The 21,181-nt window shown below is 31.0% G+C and carries 17 protein-coding genes and 1 tRNA gene; 15 read left to right on the forward strand and 3 right to left on the reverse strand.

Annotation, left to right across the window (positions count from 1 at the left end; genetic code table 11):
* Positions 1–8 precede the first annotated feature (8 nt).
* The 6 genes from L0U77_RS01685 to L0U77_RS01710 all read left to right on the forward strand — a co-directional run bounded on the left by L0U77_RS01685 (position 9) and on the right by L0U77_RS01710 (position 6,621).
* Positions 9–1,385 carry an aldehyde dehydrogenase gene (locus tag L0U77_RS01685; RefSeq protein ID WP_233896849.1) on the forward strand — a complete coding sequence of 459 codons (1,377 nt, stop codon included), beginning with the start codon at positions 9–11 and terminating at the stop codon, positions 1,383–1,385.
* Positions 1,386–1,414: 29 nt separating this feature from the next.
* Entirely contained in the window at positions 1,415–2,149 is a 735-nt protein-coding gene (locus L0U77_RS01690; protein ID WP_233896847.1) for a nitroreductase family protein, read from the forward strand.
* 122 nt (positions 2,150–2,271) lie between these two features.
* Complete coding sequence (locus tag L0U77_RS01695; protein ID WP_233896846.1) at positions 2,272–3,402, forward strand: DegT/DnrJ/EryC1/StrS family aminotransferase; 1,131 nt, start codon at positions 2,272–2,274, stop codon at positions 3,400–3,402.
* A 37-nt stretch (positions 3,403–3,439) separates the two neighbouring features.
* Positions 3,440–3,850 carry an MFS transporter gene (locus tag L0U77_RS01700; RefSeq protein WP_101918110.1) on the forward strand — a complete coding sequence of 137 codons (411 nt, stop codon included), beginning with the start codon at positions 3,440–3,442 and terminating at the stop codon, positions 3,848–3,850.
* A gap of 29 nt (positions 3,851–3,879) precedes the next feature.
* Positions 3,880–4,887: a UDP-glucose 4-epimerase GalE gene (galE, locus tag L0U77_RS01705; protein WP_101918111.1), complete on the forward strand. Its 1,008-nt coding sequence runs from the start codon at positions 3,880–3,882 to the stop codon at positions 4,885–4,887.
* A gap of 222 nt (positions 4,888–5,109) precedes the next feature.
* Positions 5,110–6,621: a choice-of-anchor I family protein gene (locus L0U77_RS01710; protein WP_233900651.1), complete on the forward strand. Its 1,512-nt coding sequence runs from the start codon at positions 5,110–5,112 to the stop codon at positions 6,619–6,621.
* 119 nt (positions 6,622–6,740) lie between these two features.
* Here the strand turns inward: L0U77_RS01710 and fabD are convergent, their stop codons facing one another.
* Positions 6,741–7,643, reverse strand: coding sequence for an ACP S-malonyltransferase (fabD, locus tag L0U77_RS01715; protein ID WP_233896844.1), 903 nt, complete (start codon positions 7,641–7,643; stop codon positions 6,741–6,743).
* Between the two features lie 184 nt (positions 7,644–7,827).
* Here fabD and L0U77_RS01720 point away from each other — a divergent pair, with 184 nt between their 5' ends.
* The 6 genes from L0U77_RS01720 to L0U77_RS01745 all read left to right on the forward strand — a co-directional run bounded on the left by L0U77_RS01720 (position 7,828) and on the right by L0U77_RS01745 (position 15,172).
* On the forward strand, positions 7,828–9,078 hold the full coding sequence (locus L0U77_RS01720) for a mechanosensitive ion channel family protein (RefSeq protein WP_233900652.1): 1,251 nt from the start codon (positions 7,828–7,830) through the stop codon (positions 9,076–9,078).
* A gap of 12 nt (positions 9,079–9,090) precedes the next feature.
* Complete coding sequence (locus L0U77_RS01725) at positions 9,091–10,188, forward strand: ABC transporter permease (RefSeq protein WP_233900653.1); 1,098 nt, start codon at positions 9,091–9,093, stop codon at positions 10,186–10,188.
* Positions 10,189–10,254: 66 nt separating this feature from the next.
* On the forward strand, positions 10,255–12,645 hold the full coding sequence (locus L0U77_RS01730) for a TonB-dependent receptor (RefSeq protein ID WP_233900654.1): 2,391 nt from the start codon (positions 10,255–10,257) through the stop codon (positions 12,643–12,645).
* Positions 12,646–12,741: 96 nt separating this feature from the next.
* Entirely contained in the window at positions 12,742–13,815 is a 1,074-nt protein-coding gene (locus L0U77_RS01735) for a PepSY-associated TM helix domain-containing protein (protein WP_233898154.1), read from the forward strand.
* Between the two features lie 88 nt (positions 13,816–13,903).
* The gene (locus L0U77_RS01740; protein ID WP_101918118.1) at positions 13,904–14,350 is read left to right on the forward strand and encodes an acyl-CoA thioesterase; all 447 of its coding nucleotides are present in this window, start codon (positions 13,904–13,906) and stop codon (positions 14,348–14,350) included.
* Between the two features lie 21 nt (positions 14,351–14,371).
* Positions 14,372–15,172 carry a DNA/RNA non-specific endonuclease gene (locus L0U77_RS01745; protein WP_233885840.1) on the forward strand — a complete coding sequence of 267 codons (801 nt, stop codon included), beginning with the start codon at positions 14,372–14,374 and terminating at the stop codon, positions 15,170–15,172.
* 49 nt (positions 15,173–15,221) lie between these two features.
* Here L0U77_RS01745 and L0U77_RS01750 read toward each other — a convergent pair.
* A tRNA-Leu gene (locus L0U77_RS01750) sits at positions 15,222–15,303 on the reverse strand.
* 98 nt (positions 15,304–15,401) lie between these two features.
* On the opposite strand from L0U77_RS01750, the gene L0U77_RS01755 reads away from it, so the two are divergent.
* The 3 genes from L0U77_RS01755 to L0U77_RS01765 all read left to right on the forward strand — a co-directional run bounded on the left by L0U77_RS01755 (position 15,402) and on the right by L0U77_RS01765 (position 19,132).
* Entirely contained in the window at positions 15,402–16,790 is a 1,389-nt protein-coding gene (locus L0U77_RS01755) for a dipeptidase (RefSeq protein WP_233900655.1), read from the forward strand.
* A gap of 216 nt (positions 16,791–17,006) precedes the next feature.
* Positions 17,007–18,497 (forward strand): Na+/H+ antiporter NhaC, encoded by a 1,491-nt coding sequence (gene nhaC, locus L0U77_RS01760; protein ID WP_233900656.1) that lies wholly within the window; start codon positions 17,007–17,009, stop codon positions 18,495–18,497.
* A 47-nt stretch (positions 18,498–18,544) separates the two neighbouring features.
* Positions 18,545–19,132, forward strand: coding sequence for a hypothetical protein (locus L0U77_RS01765; protein ID WP_101918122.1), 588 nt, complete (start codon positions 18,545–18,547; stop codon positions 19,130–19,132).
* 46 nt (positions 19,133–19,178) lie between these two features.
* On the opposite strand, the gene L0U77_RS01770 is transcribed toward L0U77_RS01765, so the two are convergent.
* On the reverse strand, positions 19,179–21,170 hold the full coding sequence (locus L0U77_RS01770; RefSeq protein WP_233900657.1) for a putative porin: 1,992 nt from the start codon (positions 21,168–21,170) through the stop codon (positions 19,179–19,181).
* Between the last annotated feature and the right edge of the window lie 11 nt (positions 21,171–21,181).

Consider the following 21,181-nt stretch of genomic DNA (forward strand, 5'->3'; position numbering starts at 1 on the left):
TTTTAACCATGAGTATTCCTGATATAGTACAAACTCAAAAAAACTTTTTCACAACACAGCAAACTAAAGATATTTCTTTTAGAATAACTGCTTTAAAAAAGCTTCAAAAAGAACTTATCAGAAGAGAAGACGATATTATAAAAGCCTTATATAATGATTTTAAAAAATCAGCATACGAAGCTGTATTAACAGAAACTTCTATCGTATTAAGTGAATTGAAAATGGCGATTAAAAACTGCCATTCCTGGAGCAAACCAACACGAGTTTTACCAACACTTTTAAACTTTCCTTCATCAGCTAAAATATATAATGAACCCTACGGAGCTGTTTTAATTATCGCCCCTTGGAATTATCCATATCAATTAGCTTTTGCGCCACTTGTAGGAGCTGTTTCGGCAGGAAATACCGTGATTTTAAAACCCTCTGAACTAACACCAAACGTCAGTAAAATAACTCAAGAAATTATAACTGCCGTATTTGACAAAAATCATGTTGTTGTTCTAGAAGGTGGTGTGGCTACATCACAAGAATTATTAAAACAACGTTGGGATTATATTTTTTTTACAGGAAGTGTTCCCGTAGGAAAAATTATCGCCAAAGCAGCCGCCGAACATCTTACTCCAACAACCCTAGAATTAGGCGGAAAAAGTCCTTGTATTATTGATGAAACTGCCAATATAAAACTAGCTGCAAAACGCTTAGTTTGGGGAAAATTTGTCAATGCTGGACAAACTTGTATCGCTCCCGATTATTTGTTGATTCATCACTCCGTGAAAGAAAAATTTATTATTCATTTTAAAGAAGAAATAATAAATGCCTACGGAGAAAATCCTCAAAATTCAGCCGATTTTCCAAGAATTGTAAATACCAAAAATTTTGACCGATTAGCACTACTTTTAAAAAATGAAAATTGCCTAATTGGAGGAAAAATAGATAAAAAAGAATGCTATATTTCGCCAACACTTATCAACGAACCAAACCTAGATAGCCAGGTGATGAAAGAAGAAATATTTGGTCCTATATTTCCGTTAATTTCATATCAACAAGAAAAAGAACTGGATACCATTATTACGAAATATGATAAACCATTGGCATTTTATATTTTTACCACACGCCAACATTTTGCTAAAAAATTGATTGCAAAATATGCCTTCGGAGGTGGTACTGTTAATGATAGCATGGTTCATTTTGTAAATCATCGCTTGCCTTTTGGAGGCGTTGGACAAAGTGGTATCGGGAGTTATCATGGTAAAAAAACTTTTGATACTTTTTCTCATAAAAAAAGTGTCGTTACCAGAGCAAACTGGTTAGATATTTCTATTCGATACGCCCCATACAAAGGGAAATTAGCATCATTAAAAAGACTCTTGAAAATAAGTTCATAATTTTAATTTTTTGATTAAATCAACCTAAAATGATAGAAAAAACAGTATCACAAGCCATTAACTTTAGGCGTTCTGTTAGAGTTTTTGACGCCGAAAAATCAATTGAAAGTAGCATTGTAAAAAAATGTATCGAACAAGCAACACTCGCTCCAAATAGTAGCAATATGCAATTGTGGGAATTTTATCATATTACCTCAAAAGATACAATTGCTAAAATGGCGCCACTATGTTTTAATCAAAATGCTGCTAAAACAGCACAACAATTGGTCGTTTTTGTAACTCGAAAAGATGTCTGGAAAAAACGTGTAAAAGCAAATTTAGCCGTTTTAGATGCTACTTTTGGAAAAGATACGCCCAAAGAAAAGCAAACTAGTCGAGAGAAAATGGCACGAACTTATTACGGTAAAATTATTCCGTTTACCTATTTTGATTTCTTGGGGATTTTTGGTTGGTTAAAATATCTAATTATTTTAATCACAGGATTATTTCGTCCAATATATCGAGAGGTTCGCAATAGCGATATGCGAATTGTAGCACATAAATCAACAGGATTGGCTGCACAAAATTTTATGCTTTCAATGGCAGCAGAAGGCTACGATACTTGCCCTATGGAAGGTGCCGATACTTGGCGTGTAAAACAGTTACTAAACATCCCACGAAGTGCAGAAATTAACATGATTGTAAGCTGTGGAATCCGAACCGAAAAAGGCGTATATGGCGAACGTTTTAGAATCCCTTTTAATGAAGTTTATAAAGAAATATAAGCATCTATAAAAAATTATATCAATAAAAAAAAGCCTTAAATACGCTTATTTATCAACTCTTTTCTTCAAAGATAAGAGAAATTTAATTCGTATTTTTGATGCTTAACAAATTCATTTTTCTGATGAAAAAAATTCAAATGGTTGACCTACAAGGTCAATATGCAAAAATAAAACCGCAAGTAAACAAAGCTTTTGAAAGTGTTTTAGACACTGCCTACTATATTGGAGGTCCTGAAGTTAAAGGATTTGCTTCCGATTTAGAAAAATATTTAGATGTAAAACACGTAATTCCATGTGCTAACGGAACTGATGCGTTGCAAATCGCCATGATGGGGTTGGGTTTAGCACAAGGTGATGAAGTAATTACTGCCGATTTTACCTTCGCTGCAACCGTAGAAGTTATTGCATTATTAAAGTTAACGCCTGTTTTAGTTGATGTAGATTTAGATACTTTCAACATCAATATTGAGGCTTTAAAAAAGGCGATTACACCAAAGACAAAAGCTATTGTACCTGTTCATTTATTTGGGCAATGTGCCAATATGGAAGCCGTAATGGAAATAGCGAAAGAACATAATTTGTTTGTAATCGAAGATAACGCCCAAGCAATTGGTGCCGATTATACATTTTCTGACGGAACAAAAAAGAAATCTGGAACTATTGGAAACGTAGGAACGACTTCTTTTTTCCCTTCTAAAAACTTAGGTTGTTATGGTGATGGTGGCGCAATTTTTACCAATGATGATGATTTAGCACACACCATTCGAGGAATTGTAAATCACGGAATGTACAAACGTTATTATCATGATGTGGTTGGTGTAAATTCTCGTTTAGACAGTTTACAAGCCGCAGTTTTACAAATAAAGTTACCATTATTAGATAGTTTTTGTGATGCTCGTAGAAAAGCTGCCGCTTATTATTCTGATGCTTTTGCTACTAATTTAAACATTATAACACCAACAATTAGCGATTTCTCAACACATGTTTTTCATCAATATACCTTGAGAATTACCAACGGAAAACGCAACGAATTACATCAGCATTTATTAGACAATAATATTCCAAATGCGATTTATTATCCCGTGCCTTTACACGCCCAAAAAGCCTATAAAGACGAACGCTACAATGAAGATGATTTTAAAGTAACTAATCAATTAATTGAACAAGTTATTTCATTGCCGATGCACACCGAATTAGACGAAGAACAGTTAACTTTCATCACCAAAACAATTTTAGATTTTATAGGAGAATAATGCTATAATTTTTTATCTAAAACAGTCATTAAAAAGCATGAATCAAAAAATAAAAACACTTAAAATAATTCATTTAGCACTAGTTGCAGGCGTAACTTTGGCATATTTTTTAATCGGTGATTTTAAAAATATCTTAAATTTAGAAATCGATAACGCCTCGTTAATTTATTCTTTTATTCCCGCAACAGCTTATGTAATCAGTAATTTTGTGTTTAAAAATATTTTAAAAAACATACAAAAAGAAACTACTGATACACAAAAATTTGATATTTATCAACGTGCTTCTATTTTTAAGTGGGCGATATTAGAAATCGCTTGTTTTTTGATACTGCTTTTAAAACCCGATTTTATTCTTTTTGGTGTTATCCTTTTATTTTATATGATTTTACTAGCTCCAAAAGATGAAAAAATATTCGAACTTTTAAATATTAAAAAGCCTAATCTTTAAAAAATAAGAACAATAAAATAACAAAAATCATGAAAAAGATATTAGTTACAGGCGGTTTAGGATTTATCGGTTCTCATACCGTTGTCGAGTTGCAAAACAAAGGTTTTAAAGTTATTATTATTGATGATTTATCTAATTCCAACATTGCGGTTTTAGATAAAATTACCGAAATAACAGGCGTAAAACCTGATTTTCATCAATTTGATTTGCGTGTAAAACAAAACGTTACTACTTTTTTTGAAAACAATACTGTTGATGGAATTATTCATTTTGCCGCTTTTAAAGCCGTTGGTGAAAGTGTTCAAAATCCGTTAGATTATTATGAAAATAACATCAATAGCTTAATTTATTTATTGCAAGAAATCCGAAATAGAAAACTAGATAATTTTATTTTTAGTTCCTCTTGTATGGCTTATGGAACACCTGAAAAATTGCCTATCACTGAAAATACTCCTTCTAATAAAGCCGCTTCAACATACGCAAACACCAAACAAATTGGTGAAGAAATTATTCAAGAAAGTTGTAAAGCTTATGATTTTAATGCCATTACATTGCGTTATTTTAATCCGATAGGCGCACATGAAAGTGCAAAAATTGGTGAACTCCCTAACGGCGTTCCTCAAAATTTAATTCCGTACGTAACCCAAACTGCCGCAGGAATCAGAAAAGAATTAGCCGTTTTTGGCGATGATTACGATACACCTGACGGAACCGCAATTCGGGATTATATTCATGTAGTCGATTTAGCAAAAGCTCATATTATCGCTTTAGAACGCTTATTAAATAAAAAAAATAAACAACAATTCGAACTTTTTAATATTGGAACAGGAACAGGAAGTTCTGTTTTAGAAATTATTAATGCTTTTGAAAAAGCTACCCAAAAAAAACTAAATTATAAAATTGTAAAAAGAAGAGCTGGAGATATAAAAGCAATTTATGCCGATACCACCATCGCTAATAAAGAACTGAATTGGAAAACCGAAAAAACCTTAGAAGAAGCCTTATTATCTTCTTGGAAATGGCAAGAAAATCAGTAAAAAAATTTATATAATTTATTTTTCAACCTTATAATTTTTTCTAAAATACGATGCGATATAAAAATATTGTATCGTATTTTTTATACAACTTAATATCTTGTAATTAATATCAAATTGACTATTAATTACTGTTTTCATAACATTGATATCAAAGAAATACATCAGTTTTGTAGCAATAAAAACGACTTAAAAACAATTTTAAAAACTACCTAAAAATTACTGATGAAAACATTTCAAAAAATTATTTTAAGCACTTTAAGTGTTTTGGCAATCGGCTGTCAAAATGATGACGAATCTGTAAAAAAATCAATAAATACAGACGTAAATTTTAGTTATAAAACAAGTATCAAAATTGGTGGTGAAGGCGCTTCAGAAATTTCAGCTTTCGATAAAATATCGAAAAAATTATTTACAGTTAATGTGGAAGCTAATCAAATAGCAATAAACGATATTTCAGACATCAATAATCCAAAAAAAAGTAACATAAATCTTACGAGTTATGGTTCGCCAAACAGTGTTGCCGTTCTTGATGGAAAATTAGCCGTTGCTGTAGAAGCAACTATCAAACAAAATAACGGAAAAATTTTATTGTACAATACTTCGGATAATTCCTTAATTAGTGAATTTACCGTAGGAGCATTGCCTGATATGGTCGCTTTTTCTCCTGATGGAAAAACAATTATTTCAGCAAATGAAGGCGAACCAAACGATGACTATACCAATGATCCTGAAGGAACAATTAGTATTATCAATATTAAAAGTAAAGCCGTAACAACCTTAAATTTTGATGCTTTCGAAGCTCAAAAAAAGGATTTAACATCAAAAGGATTTAGAGTTTTTGGACCAAATGCTACTTTATCGCAAGATGTTGAACCAGAATATATTGCTATTTCTGATGATTCAAAAACAGCTTGGGTTTCTCTGCAAGAAAATAACGGAATCGCAAAAATAAATTTAGCCTCAAAAACGATTGAAGCAATTTATCCATTAGGTTTTAAAGATTATAATCTTGCTAAAAATAGCATGGACGCCAGTGATAAAGACGATAAAAAAGAATTAAAAAACTGGCCAGTAAAAGGAATCTATCAACCAGATGCTATTAAATATGCAAATATTAACGGAATCGATTATATTTTCTCTGCAAATGAAGGAGATGCTAGAGATTATAAAGGTTTTAGCGAAGAAGTTCGAATGGAAGATTTAACGTTAGATGAAACTGTTTTTGATGCCTCTTTAAATTATTTAGACAAAGCTAATTTAGGACGTTTAAAAACAACAACTACTTTAGGCGATGCCAATAATGACGGGAAATTTGAAGAACTTTATAGTTATGGAGCACGTTCGTTTAGTGTGTGGTCGGGTGATAATGGTACACTTTTATACGATAGCGGAAATAGTATTGCTACCGAAACATTAAAAGCTACACAAAGCCGTTTTAATGATAACGATAAAAGAAGTGATGACAAAGGTGCTGAACCTGAAAGTGTTGAGATTTTAAATATCGGAAATGAGCGTTATATTTTATTTGTTGGTTTAGAAAGAAACGATCAAGTTTTAATGTATGATGTTACCAACCCAACTTCACCCCTATTTTTGAACATTTTATCGCACGATGGCGATGAAGGTCCTGAAGGTTTATTGGCAATATCTGCCGAAGACAGCCCAACAGGAAAAGCTTTATTAGTAGTTTCTAATGAAGATAGCGGAACCGTTACTTTTTACGAAAATAACTAATATTTTATTTTCTTGAAATAGCTAGAAATATAATATTAGCACACAACATAAAACCTCAAACTAAATAGTTTGAGGTTTTTTATTGGTATAAATTCACTTAAAATTTAATTGAAATAATCTTAAATTTCAGTTGATTCTACAGGTAAAACTGCCGCACTTGCAGTAACACTTCTATCAATTTTACGCATCAAACCTTGTAATACTTTCCCAGGTCCAACTTCAATAAATTCAGTTCCACCATCAGCAATCATTGCTTGAATAGACTGCGTCCATCTTACAGGAGCGGTTAATTGTGCTATTAAATTTTCTTTAATTTCATCAGGATTTAAAACTGCTTTCGCTACTACATTTTGATACACAGGACAAGTCGGTGTATTAAAAGTAGTTTCTTGAATTGCTTTTGCTAATTCCTCACGAGCAGGTTCCATCATTGGTGAATGAAATGCCCCACCAACAGGTAACATAATCGCTCTTTTTGCACCTTTTTCTGTTAATACTTCACAGGCTTTTTCAACAGCTGTTACTTCTCCAGAAATCACTAATTGACCAGGGCAATTATAGTTTGCCGCCACTACTACACCATCAATTTCGGCACAAATATCTTCCACTATTTTATCTTCTAAACCTAAAACAGCTGCCATGGTTGACGGCTTTATTTCACAGGCTTTTTGCATCGCCAAAGCTCGTTTTGAAACTAAAGTTAAGCCATCTTCAAAAGATAAAACACCATTTGCAACCAATGCCGATAATTCTCCTAACGAATGTCCTGCGACCATTTCTGGCTGAAAAGTATCACCTAAAACCTTTGCTAAAATTACCGAATGTAAAAAAATAGCGGGTTGCGTTACTTTTGTTTGTTTCAAAGATTCTGCAGAACCTTCAAACATTACATCAGTAATACTAAAATCGAGTATATCATTGGCTTTTTCAAAAAGTTCTTGAGCTATCGGATATTTCTCATATAAATCCAATCCCATTCCTGTAAACTGCGCTCCCTGACCAGGAAAAATATATGCTTTCATTTTTTATTAATTTTTTATATTGTATGTATCTACTCTTTATTTTTTGCATTACAAACATACACATTTTTAAAATCATTCTTAATTTGTTGCTTTTTAAAAGGATTAAGAATACTGAAAAATCAGTTTAAAAGTTGCCTAATAAATACCTACTTTTGATGTTCAATTTTGAGATTCAAATAAAACTATGATAACTAAATCTTTTTATCGACTATTCAAGAATTATTTTTCAATATCAGAAACATTAGCAATCAACTTAAATTTGATCGCTAATTTACTTGTTGTCGGAATTTTAGGCTATATCTTTTTTAAATTATTTCGTCATTACGGAACACGATTTATAAAAAAATTAGTTGTCAAAACAAAAAATAATTTTGATGATTTTCTACTGGAGAATCGAGTATTTTTAAATATTTCACGAATTTTTGCGTTTATATTTTTGTACTCATTACTTTCTGCTATTTTAGTTGATTTTCCAAATTCGTTAAACTACGGACAGCGATTTATTAATTTAGCTATTTTATTTTCGATTATTTGGTTTATCCGAAGTGTTTTATTGACTATTAAAGATTTTTTACGCACTTTAATTGCCTTTAAAGACAAGCCTTTGGAGAGTTATGTTCAAATTTTCATGATTATTTTATGGATTATTGGCTTTATCATTTCCTTTTCAATAATTACAGGCAAACCACTGATTCGTTTTTTAACCGCTTTAGGAGCTTTTTCGGCAGTATTATTACTTATTTTTAAGGATACTATTTTAGGTTTTGTAGCGAGTATTCAGATAACAGTAAACGACACCGTGCGTTTAAATGATTGGATTACGATTGACAAATACAATGCCGATGGAAACGTAACGGCGATTAATTTAGCCTCAGTAATTGTTCAAAATTTCGACAATACTGTAACGAGTATTCCTACCTATTCATTGATTTCTGAATCCTTTAAAAACTGGCGTGCGATGGATAATTCTGGCGGACGTAGAATAAAACGTTCAGTACTTATTAAAATAAATAGCATTCACTTTTTAACGGATGAAGAAGTTGCCGATTATAAGAAAATAGCCTTGTTAAAAGAGTATGTAACAACAGCTTACAATGATGTAAAAACCTATAATTCAGCAAATAATATTGATAAATCTATTTTGATTAACGGTAGGAATTTGACAAATTTCGGAATGTTTCGTAAATATTTAGACGAATATTTAAAACTACATCCGAAGATAAATCAAGAATTATTATTTATGTCGCGTCAATTGCAACCTACCGAAAATGGGATTCCGCTGGAAATTTATGCGTTTTGTAAAAACAAATCGTGGATTGCTTATGAACGAGATATGGCTGATATTTTTGACCATATTTTAGCGAGTGTTCCTTATTTTAACTTAGAAATTTTTGAAAATCCAACAGGAACAGATATTTCAACACTTAAACAATAATCATTTATTTTGATGCTGAATTCTAAAAAAAATGGTTCTTTATGGCAATTAGCAATGCGAAAATTTATCCGAAGTAAAACGGGTATTTTTAGCTTTTTGTTTATACTTTTCTGCGGATGTATGGCTGTTTTTTGTTACGTAATTGCTCCTGACAATAGTAATTCAGCAAATCAAATGCATTTAGAAATTCATTCAAAACCGCCTTTGTTTTCAGTATTGATGCTTCAAATTCCATCAAAATCAACAGAAAAAGAATCGTGGTTTTCCGTTTTTATGGATGGAAAAAAAAATATTCCTACCGAAATTCCTATAAAATCGTATCAAATAAAAGAAAATCAATTAGAAATTGTAAAATATTCCGATAATTTATCAAAAATAATTCTGATTTCTTTATTTCAAAAAGAATTTAAAAATCATCCTGAAAAATATATTCAACAAAAAACATTTTGGTTTGGAACCGATAAATATGGACGCGATTTATTAAGCAGATTATTAATCGGGGCAAGAATTTCATTTTTCATTGGTTTTATCGCTGTTTTCATCTCGCTTTTAATCGGAATTCCGATGGGAGCAATTGCAGGATATTTTGGCGGAAAAATAGATGCTTTTATCATGTGGATTATCAATATAACATGGTCGATTCCAACCTTATTATTAGTGATTGCCATCACTTTAGCCTTGGGAAAAGGATTTTGGCAAGTATTTATCGCCGTGGGGTTAACCATGTGGGTAGAAGTCGCACGAGTCGTACGTGGACAAGTAATTACCACCAAACAACAACAATATGTAGAAGCCGCTAAAGCCTTAGGTTTTTCTGATTTTAGAATTATTTTCAAGCATATTTTACCTAATATTTTAGCACCGATTATTGTAATATCTGCCGCCAATTTTGCAGGTGCAATTTTAATTGAAAGTGGCTTGAGTTTCTTAGGAATTGGCGCACAACCGCCAACGCCATCTTGGGGTGCAATGATTAAAAATCATTATAATTATATCATTTTAGGAAAACCTTTTTTAGCCTTAATTCCTGGATTCGCAATTATGAGTTTGGTCATGGCTTTTATGCTTATCGGAAATACACTTCGGGATGCCTTGGATGTGAAAGGATAAAATATAATTATTTTTATTTACTCTAAATAAGAATAATTCATATTTTTGCATCCAAAAATAACCAAAATGAAAGTATATAAAATTTTATTTATAACATTATTCTCAATACTCAGTGCCTACTCACAAAATGTATTAACAGGAACGATTACCGATAAACATGGAGAACCAATTGTAGGAAGCTCTATTTTTATAAAAAAAATAGAAAAAGGAACAACAACAAATCTTGATGGAAAATACGAATTAAAAAACTTAGAAAAAACACCATATTTAATTACATTTCAATCTTTAGGATACAAAACAGAAGTTAAAAATATCATTATCAATAAAAATACGACAATCCTAAACATAACTTTAGAAGAAGATTCTAGTAAATTAGATGAAGTTGTTATTTCTGCAGGAAGAACTTCAGAAAAAATATCAGAAATACCCGCTTCTATAACAATTATAGGAACAAAAGAGTTAGAAAAATTAAATACCACAACTAGTAATATTAATGATATTTTAGAATTTTCGGTTCCTGGTTTAGCATCTAGTACTGGAAGCTATTCTAACTGGGGACAAACACTTCGAGGAAGACAATTACTTGTAATGGTCGATGGAATACCACAATCTACTCCTCTTAGAAATGCGAAAGTAGGATTGAAATCATTAAACCCAAATGATATTGCTAAAGTTGAAGTTATAAAAGGAGCTACTGCTATTTACGGTAACGGTGGAGATGGTGGTATTGTAAACTATATTACTAAAAAACCACATAAATATAAAAAATTAAGCGGTACAACAAACTTGTGGCAAACGGCAAATCTAACTAAAACTAAAGATGCGTTAGGATGGGGAGCGTATCAATCTTTATCTGGAAATATTAATAAATTTTCATATTTTGCCTCTGGAAGTTTCGAACAAACGGGTAATAAATATGATGCAAATGCTGATGTATTATTGCCTACTTATGGTTTAGATAACACCAAAACATTTAGCGGATTGTTAAAAGTAGGATACCAACTTAATGACAACCAAAAATTAAGTTTAATGACGAATCATTATCAAACTCGTCAAAAATCTCCTTTTGTTGCTACATTAGGATCAATAACCGTATTCAATAAAGAAGGAGATTACAAAATAACTCCAGGAAAAGGAATATTACCAACATCAACAAATCCAATACTAGGAAGTGAAACAGGAGTTACCACTACAAATGCACAATTAAAACATGAATTATCTGATATTTTTAACGGTACAACAAATTTAGATACCGATATATTTTATCAAAAAAGTAAAAATATATTTTTTTACTCTCAATCATTTGTTGGAGGCGGACAATCTGTTGTAAACTCAGAAAAAATAGGCTTTAGACCCAATTTTCATACTGTTTTAAATACTAACTCAGCTATAAACACCTCTTTTACTTATGGTGTCGATGTTTTAAAAGATAAAACAAATCAAGGATTATTAGATGGACGCTTATGGGTTCCTAATTTAGATTTATTTAGCTACGCTCCATATTTACAAGCTAAATTTAAATATCATCAAGATTGGGTATTAAAAACAGGTATTCGTTATGATGCAATGAAATTGAGTATTAAAGATTTTACAACACTTCCGTATTCATCTAAATTTGATGGCAATTTTACAAATCCTATTAATGTTATTGGTGGTGATTTAGATTTTAAAAATACTGCTATAAACATCGGAATTAGATATATTAAAAATGATGAATTTATACCTTATGCAAGTTATTCTCAAGGATTTTCTTTACCTGATTTAGGTAGAACATTAAGAACAGCAAAAGCTAATAATGTAAATATTTTAGATATTAACGCAATTAAAACAAATAATTACGAATTTGGATTTTTATCAAAATTTAAACATATTCGTTTTGAAGCAGTAGGTTTTTACAGCAATTCAAACTTCGGATTAGGACTTATTTTTAATGATGATATTAATCGATTTGAACAATCTAAAAATCCACAAAAAATATATGGAGCTGAAGTAGCTACCGATTTTACTTTCTTAAATGATAAATTACAATTTGGTGGTTCTTACTCTTTTGTTGAAGGATTAAAACATACTCCTGAAAATCCAAATGATTTAAGTTATATCGGAGGAGATGTTATTTCTGCACCTAAAACAACTGCTTACATTACTATTAAACCAATAAAAAAACTAACATCATCAGTGCGTTTAATTTATACAGGAAATCGCAATCGATTTAATCCGAAGGAAAAAGCAGGTATATATTCGTATACTTACAGAGAAGTACCTGTAAAAGGATACACAATGCTTAATTTTTCAAGTACATACACGATAAAAAATAATATAAAATTATCCGTTGCCGTAAATAACCTATTAAATAAATTCTTTTTACCTGCAAGAGCACAATGGGCTGCACCATTAAAAACTCAAACTACCGCAGGAGAAGGAATAAATGCCAAATTAGGCGTAGTTTATGAATTTTAACTCGTGAAGAATTCAAATAAGTAATTTTATCAAAATAAAAAGCGAATGATTTTCATTCGCTTTTTCTAATAAATAGTGTAACATAATACCTAGCAAATGAAACCTTATAAAATAATTAAAACACTTCATTTATGGCTTGGTTTAACCGTTGGAGCTATTGTCTCTTTTTCAGGAATTACAGGTGCTTTATATGTCTGGCAACCTGAAATATCTTCTTATTTAACAGCTAAAGAATTACATATTGATACTTTTGATAAAACAAAAATATCTTATCAAAAAAATATTCAGACAGTCGCTAAACTAACAGAAATACATGGTGATTCTATAAAAAAGATACAACTTCCTTATCGAAAAAATAATTACATTATTTTAACTTTTTTAAACGGAACAACTTCTTATTATCATCCTGAAAAGGGTGTTTATTTAGGAAGTAATTTAAAAACAAACTCCTTTTTTAAAACACTGTTACAACTTCATAGAAATTTATGTTTTAAACCTTATGGAAGTTATATTATAGGAATATCATCTCTTATTTTTTGCTTTTTGATATTAATTTCAGGGTTTTTATTGTGGCACAGAAGTTATAAGAGAAGATGGAAAAAAGGGTTTACGATAAATTGGTATTCTTCTAAAAAGAAATTTAATTATAATTTGCATAAAGTAGCAGGAATTTATTTTATAATTCCATTAATAACGCTTTCTTTTTCAGGAGCATATTTTACTTTTTATAAAGAATATAGAACATTATTATCGGTATTACCAGCCTATAAAATAGCAGAAAATTCTAGTATTCATAAAACCAACATCGGTGATTTTTTCGATATTGAAAAGCAAACAAAAAGATTATTTCCTGATGATAAACTTTGGTCAATATATTATCCTTCAAAAAAAAAGGAACAGTATCGATTTAGGTTTATAAATACGCTTAAAATTGAAAGTGGACTTAGAAAATCAACAGATATTTTTACAGATAAAAATTTAACAATAGTTAAGATAAATTCCTTTTATAAAAATCCATTATCTTTGAGAATAACAGCACAAATGTATCCAATTCATATTGGCGAATCATTTGGTTTTTTTCATCGTATTTTAGTTTTTATTACAGGCTTTATACCACTGATTCTCTACATAACAGGCATACGTTTTTATTTATATAAAAAACGCAGATAATCCATTATTAAAAATGATTTTTGAAAACAGTTTGACTGAATTTTAATATTATAAATTATGATGTACTTTTGTTATCAAAAAATAACAGATGAGTTTTAGCGTACAATTCAAAACACGATGGGCAGATTTTGATGCCAATATTCATATGCGACACACTGCATACAACGATTATGCAGCCGAAGTTCGATTGCGTTTTTTTAAAGAACATAATATTACCATTCAAGATTTTACCAAAGAAAAAACAGGTCCTATTTTATTTGAAGAAAATACCAAATTTTTACGTGAAGTTCACATGGGAACTGATATTTCGGTAAATTTAAAAATTATTGGATTATCAAACAAAGGTGAACGTTGGAAAATTCAACATGAAGTTTTTAATGAAAAAGGCGATTTATCCGCAGTAATTACCGTGTATGGAGCTTGGTTAGATTTAGTAAAAAGAAAATTATCAGTACCTCCTGTAAAATTTCAAACAATTTTTAACCAAGTTGAAAAAACAGCTGATTTTCAAGAAATTATCTTAAAAAACAACTAAAATAATAGTAAAGAATATTTAATGAGTATCTCTAAAAAAATAAAATTATTCGTAGCAATTATTGTCCTTATTTCTGGATGCTTATTAAAACCAAATCCTGATGATACTGCTATCGATATTACACAAACAACCCGTAATCCTAGTGGTTTTAATTATTTACCAACCTCTACAACGGGCGTTGTTGTAAAGCATGATGGATATCAATTATCGTACAACGAAAAACATGAACAAGCCGAATGGGTAGCGTATTCTTTAAGTAAAAACGATATTCATACCACTAAAATTAAGCGTCCTTATTTTATTAATGATCCCAAAGTAAAAACAAGATCTGCAAATTATAAAAGCTATAAAAAATCAGGATACGATAAAGGTCATTTATGTCCTGCTGCCGATAAAAAGTATTCCGTAGAAGCATATAATGAAACTTTTTACACCTCTAATGTTACACCACAAAGACATAGTTTTAATGCTGGAATTTGGCTAAGATTAGAAGAAAAAACACGTTATTGGGCAAAGAAACATGATAATATATACGTAATTACAGGTGGTATTCTAAATGATAAATTAAGAACCATTGGAAAAGAAAAAGTATCGATTCCGAAAGAATTTTATAAAATAATTTTAGATTATACAAAACCTGAAATCAAAGCCATCGCTTTTTTAATGCCTCATAAAAAAAGTAAAAGACCACTATACGAATTTGTAGTTTCTATTGATGAATTAGAAGCAAAAACAGGTATCGATTTTTTCCCTGAATTACCTGACAATATTGAAGATAAATTAGAACGCTCATCAAATTATAAAGCATGGAGTTTTAGATAAAAACAAAAAACCCTTAATTCAAAAGAATTAAGGGTTTTAATAATTTAAGTACGGGAGAAGAGACTCGAACTCTCACACCTTTCGGCACTAGATCCTAAGTCTAGCGTGTCTACCAATTCCACCACTCCCGCGTACTAGGTAATTGTGGGTGCAAATATAAACAATACTTCGAAACTACAAAGCAGAAGCACAAAATTTTTATTATTTTTGTTAAATCAAATAACAACAGATGGAAAACGTACAAAAATACATTGCTCAACATAAAGATAGATTTATAAATGAACTTATCGATTTATTAAAAATTCCTTCTATAAGTGCCGACCCTGCCTACAAAAAAGACGTATTAAATACCGCCGATTTTGTTAAAAATAGTTTGGAAAAAGCAGGTTGTGATACCGTAGAAATTTGTGAAACACCAGGCTACCCTATTATTTATGCCGAAAAAATTATCGACCCAAAGTTACCAACAATTTTAATTTACGGTCATTATGATGTACAACCTGCTGACCCTATCGAATTATGGACTTCGCCTCCGTTTGAACCTGTCATCAAAAAAACAGCAATTCATCCTGAAGGAGCAATTTTTGCTCGTGGGGCTTGTGATGATAAAGGACAAATGTATATGCACGTAAAAGCATTAGAATACATGACAAACACAGGAAATTTACCTTGTAATGTCAAATTTATGATTGAAGGTGAAGAAGAAGTTGGTTCTGAAAGTTTAGCTTGGTTTGTTCCTCGAAATAAAGAAAAATTAGCCAACGATGTCATTTTAATTTCTGATACAGGAATGATTGCCAATGATATTCCATCAATAACTACAGGATTACGTGGTTTAAGTTATGTAGAAGTAGAAGTTACAGGACCAAATAGAGATTTACATTCAGGTTTATACGGAGGAGCTGTGGCAAATCCTATTAATATTTTAACCAAAATGATTGCCTCTTTACAAGATGAGAATAATCATATTACTATCCCTGGTTTTTACGATACTGTAGAGGAATTATCCGCAGAAGAACGTGCTGAAATGGCAAAAGCTCCCTTTTCTTTAGATGCGTATAAAAAAGCCCTAGACATCGAAGAAGTTCACGGGGAAAAAGGCTACACAACGAATGAACGCAACGCAATCCGCCCTACTTTAGATGTAAACGGAATTTGGGGAGGCTACACAGGCGAAGGTGCAAAAACTGTTATCGCATCAAAAGCATACGCCAAAATATCAATGCGTTTAGTGCCAAATCAAGATTGGAAAGAAATTACCGAATTGTTTAAAAATCATTTCGAAAGTATTGCTCCAAAATCCGTGAAAATAAAAGTTACACCGCATCACGGAGGACAAGGGTATGTTACGCCAATCGATAATATCGGTTATAAATCGGCAAGTAAAGCCTATACCAAAACCTTTGGAAAAACACCAATTCCACAACGTAGCGGAGGAAGTATTCCTATCGTTTCGTTATTTGAACAAGAATTAAATAGTAAAAGTATTTTAATGGGATTCGGTTTAAATTCTGATGCCATTCACTCACCAAACGAACATTTTGGCGTTTGGAATTACTTAAAAGGAATTGAAACAATCCCTTATTTTTATCAATATTTCACCGAATTATCAAAATAAAATAGCTTTTTTAAAAACCTATTAATACTATAAAAATAGCCTTGAAATTTAAAATTTCAAGGCTATTTTTTTGATATAATTCAATAATTATCTTCTGATAAAAATTCATCAAAATAAACAAATTAGTGTAATTTATCTATCGATAATGTTGTAAACGGATTCTATTTGTGTAATTCTTAGTAAAATCGTAACATTACATATCTAAAAATACTATAAATGCACGAAGACAAAAACATCAGTGAAATTAAAATTCAAGACCAAAAAATTATTGAAAATAAAGAGCTAAATATATGGGAAGCCTTAATTCCTGTATTGGCTTTAATCATAATGTTGGCGTATAATGTTTTTGTATATGGTGATGATGCGTTAAGTGGAAGTAATCAATTTATATTATTATTAGGAGGAGCTGTGGCGGCAATTGTCGGTTTTAAAAATAAGGTCTCTTACCAAAGAATGATGGAAGAAGTTGCGGAAAATATCAAATCGACCGCAGGCGCTATTTTAATTTTACTGATGGTTGGTTCTTTAGCTGGAACTTGGCTAATTAGTGGCATTATTCCTTCGATGATTTATTACGGATTACAAGTTTTAAATCCGACGATATTTTTAGTGGCATGTTTAATAATCAGTGCGATAATTTCGATTGCCACAGGAAGTTCTTGGACAACTTCAGCAACCGTTGGTATCGCCTTAATTGGTATTGGTGATGCTTTAGGAATTTCATTAGGAATGACCGCTGGAGCTGTTTTATCGGGTGCTTATTTTGGTGATAAAATGTCACCAATGTCCGATACCACAAATTTAGCACCGGCAATGGCAGGAACGGATTTATTTACACATATCCGTTATATGACGTACACAACAATCCCTACTTTTATAATTACAATGATATTTTTTATCATCTTAGGATTTACCCAAACAGCAACAGGCGAAGCCGACACGCAAAATATGCTTGCTGATATTGACAAAGCATTTAATATTACCCCGTGGTTATTTTTAGTTCCAGCCTTTGTAATTTTACTGATTGTTAAAAAAACACCGCCTTTAATTGCCTTATTAGGAGGTACTGTTTTAGGAGGAATTTTCGCTTTAATTTTTCAACCAGATGTAGTGGCGCAAATTGCTGGCGTACAGAATTTAGATTTTAAATCGGCATATAAAGGCGTGATGCAAGCAATTACTGTAGAAACTTCTGTGGCTACGGATAATGAAGTTTTAAAAGATTTATTTACCGCAGGCGGGATGAAAAAAATGCTAGGAACGGTTTGGTTGATTCTTTTAGCGATGGTTTTCGGTGGAATTATGGACGCCATTGGTGCATTAGCAAGAATAAGTAGTTTTATGCTCGGTTTATTTGATTCTGTTTTTGGATTATTTGCCAGTACGGTTGCTACCTGTATCGGATTGAATTTTACGGCTTCTGACCAATATTTAGCGATTGTAGTTCCAGGAAAAATGTATGCAAAAGCGTATCGAGATAAAGGATTAGCTCCTGAAAATTTAAGTAGAACTTTAGAAGATTCAGGAACGGTAACTTCGGTTTTAATTCCTTGGAATACTTGTGGAGCGTATCATTCGGGCGTGTTAGGTGTACCTGTGGTTGATTATGCTTTCTTTGCAATGTTCAACTGGTTAAGCCCATTTATGACCTTACTTTTTGCCGCCTTCAGAATTAAAATTAGAGAACTTGCCAAAACATCAAAGTAAGACCTCAAAATAAAAAAAAATGCCACAAAAGTTAAAATAAATCAAAAATGAAAGAAAAAATTTTAGGAATTATACTAAGTATTGTATGCTTAAATTTAAGTTTTGGACAGAAATTACAAGATGGACAGAAAAGATGGAGTTCTGAAAAAAAACTAACAATTGATGATTTTAAAATAAAAATTAACGACCAAAATAATGAAGGTATTTACAGCCAATTTGTAATTTCTTCTTCAGCACAAGGGTTTGACTTTTTGAAACGAAATCTTAATAATAAAATTGAAAATATATTTTTAGGCAATGCCTCTTGGATAGATACAACAAAAGTTAAGAATATTAATAAACGAATTGAACTTCAGCAAATTCAATTTGATATTTCTGAAATTCACGCACGAAAATTTAGAAAGAGATTATTTATAAATAAATGGAAAATATCCAAAGGTTTTGATATTATAAATAAAATCAGTAACGAAATAATGACTGAATTTTCTGAACAAAGATTATTACTAATGAGAGAAACTGAAAATGGTAAAAATCAGGAAAAAATAGCTCAATGGAAAGAAAAAACAACAAATAAACTACAAGAGTTATTTGAATTTAGATTTGAAAATAAGAAGAAAATAAAAAGAAAAAAGTAATTTCTATTTACGAAGTTTAGTCTCAAATTACGCAAAAAATTAGAGCTTAAATAAACCAATTCCAAACCACCCCAAAACGAATTACAAAATCTCGATACGGATGATTTGGTGCTGATAAATAATTTTTATCCAACACAAAAGAACTGATATTATCTGCTTTAAAATAAATTCGAGTTCTACGAACTCTTGCATTTACAAATAAATCAACTGTTGGAAAACCGATTTCCGTATCATTTTGCAACGTAAATTCGGCTAATAATGGATTATACGCATTCATTTTATACTTCGAAAAGTATTTAAACGTCGCTCCTATTTGTACAAATAACGGCTTTCCTTTAAACCAATTATCGGAATAATAAAATGTGTTTCGTGTTACAAAATCTGGCACTCTGAAAACCTCATTTCCATTGGCTACTTTTTGATACATCAAGGTATTATCCAACGCAAATTTCCCGAAAGTAAACTCTTTTGAAACTTTTGCTTTTAGATAATTCACACTTCCTGAAAATTGTTTTGGCAAATTATTTTCATCAAAATAGGTATAGTTATCAATATTTGTAATATCCAAAGAACCATTTATCCATTTCGATGTTAAAGTTCCACCTAAATTTCTAGTACCTACCGATTCAAAATTATGTTCCCAATTATAGTCGTTATAACTACTTTGATGCAATAAAAAATTAAAATTCGGTAATTTATTACTGATTTCTAGATGCGCTTTTAAAGTGATAAGACTATCTTTTTTGTAAAAAGCTTCGGCTTTTAAATTATTTCCAGAAAGCCGTCCGCTACCTGGCGTTAGGTTTGCAATCGCATTTACATGAAAGTTCTTAATTTTTCCATTCCAACTCGCTCCAAAAGAAACTGCCTTTCCTATTAATTTATTTTTAGTGATGCCTACCAAATTATTTTGTAAATTTTCGTAGCCATAATTATACGTTGTGTAGCCTGTTTTTACGCTGAATTTTCCTAAAATATATTTCGAATTAAAATCTAAAAAAACAGTATTATTATAACGTAAATAATCGGTTTTATCATTGATATTATTAGCTAAAATAGTATTTCCGAAAACAATAGGCGTTGCCGTAATTTGCGTAAATGTGTAATGTTTTGATTCTCTAGTAAAAGAATGTCCGATTTTTAAATTTGAAAAATCTTGTTGTCGTACACTATCTTTTGAAGCTAATAATTTGAACGTATGTTCAAAATATAAACGCTTTGCATCTAATTTATTTTCGGCATCATTTAAGGCAACATCTAGCCTACCTCTATTTTCACTAAAAGTAGGATCATCATCTAAAAAAGCTTGTAAAGCATCGCTGGTTAAACCGCCGTTTTCCTGATTTAAAATATCTTGATTCACCGCCTGCCCTCTGATTGCATAATTTCCTTTAGGACTTTCGTATCTGAAACTTAATCGAAAATTTCCAGAACTCACTAAGGAACGTCTATAGTTTCCTAAGGAACGAAGTCCTTTATAAGCAACTCCGACATTGAATCGTTTTGAAAAATTAGTGGTAAATAAAATATCTAACACCTGCCCTTGCTCCAAACCTGTTCTGTACATTGCTTCGGTGGTGGGCGTTGGAACGTGATAATAATTAACATCTTCTTTTTCGAAAAAATTGAAATGCTTAGCACGAAAACCAATATCAGGAAATTGAGAAATATCCGTAAAATTATAGCCTAAATTCGTGAATGTTTGTCCTTGATTATGAAATTCTAACAATTCAAAATTATCTTTTCTTAAAAGATTGAATTTATAATGTTTTTTTAAAGTTAAAGTAGTATCAACAATAGTAGTATCATTTTTAAATGATAGTATTTTATAGTCGGTATATTTAGTTTTTCCGTTGAGTTGTACGCTGATTTCAGCATCAGAAATAGAATCTAAATTTTGATTAAAACCTGTTTGATTTCTTTGATTTCCTTGATTTTGCTGATTAAAATCTCCCAAACCATTATTTAGTTGTCTTATTTGAGCATAAAACAATTGAGTTCCTAATAAACAAAAAAATACTACAAAAATTCTTTTCATAAGGGCAAAAG

The sequence above is a fragment of the Tenacibaculum piscium genome (assembly GCF_021390715.1).
GTDB lineage: Bacteria > Bacteroidota > Bacteroidia > Flavobacteriales > Flavobacteriaceae > Polaribacter > Polaribacter piscius.

Coding starts and splice junctions, on each gene's coding strand:
- L0U77_RS01730 (WP_233900654.1), top strand. CDS start 10,255: ATGAAAGTATATAAAATTTTATTTATAACATTATTCTCAATACTCAGT.
- L0U77_RS01745 (WP_233885840.1), top strand. CDS start 14,372: ATGAGTATCTCTAAAAAAATAAAATTATTCGTAGCAATTATTGTCCTT.
- L0U77_RS01700 (WP_101918110.1), top strand. CDS start 3,440: ATGAATCAAAAAATAAAAACACTTAAAATAATTCATTTAGCACTAGTT.
- L0U77_RS01765 (WP_101918122.1), top strand. CDS start 18,545: ATGAAAGAAAAAATTTTAGGAATTATACTAAGTATTGTATGCTTAAAT.
- galE (WP_101918111.1), top strand. CDS start 3,880: ATGAAAAAGATATTAGTTACAGGCGGTTTAGGATTTATCGGTTCTCAT.
- L0U77_RS01725 (WP_233900653.1), top strand. CDS start 9,091: ATGCTGAATTCTAAAAAAAATGGTTCTTTATGGCAATTAGCAATGCGA.
- L0U77_RS01690 (WP_233896847.1), top strand. CDS start 1,415: ATGATAGAAAAAACAGTATCACAAGCCATTAACTTTAGGCGTTCTGTT.
- L0U77_RS01695 (WP_233896846.1), top strand. CDS start 2,272: ATGAAAAAAATTCAAATGGTTGACCTACAAGGTCAATATGCAAAAATA.
- L0U77_RS01770 (WP_233900657.1), bottom strand. CDS start 21,170: ATGAAAAGAATTTTTGTAGTATTTTTTTGTTTATTAGGAACTCAATTG.
- L0U77_RS01710 (WP_233900651.1), top strand. CDS start 5,110: ATGAAAACATTTCAAAAAATTATTTTAAGCACTTTAAGTGTTTTGGCA.
- L0U77_RS01720 (WP_233900652.1), top strand. CDS start 7,828: ATGATAACTAAATCTTTTTATCGACTATTCAAGAATTATTTTTCAATA.
- nhaC (WP_233900656.1), top strand. CDS start 17,007: ATGCACGAAGACAAAAACATCAGTGAAATTAAAATTCAAGACCAAAAA.
- L0U77_RS01740 (WP_101918118.1), top strand. CDS start 13,904: ATGAGTTTTAGCGTACAATTCAAAACACGATGGGCAGATTTTGATGCC.
- fabD (WP_233896844.1), bottom strand. CDS start 7,643: ATGAAAGCATATATTTTTCCTGGTCAGGGAGCGCAGTTTACAGGAATG.
- L0U77_RS01755 (WP_233900655.1), top strand. CDS start 15,402: ATGGAAAACGTACAAAAATACATTGCTCAACATAAAGATAGATTTATA.
- L0U77_RS01735 (WP_233898154.1), top strand. CDS start 12,742: ATGAAACCTTATAAAATAATTAAAACACTTCATTTATGGCTTGGTTTA.
- L0U77_RS01685 (WP_233896849.1), top strand. CDS start 9: ATGAGTATTCCTGATATAGTACAAACTCAAAAAAACTTTTTCACAACA.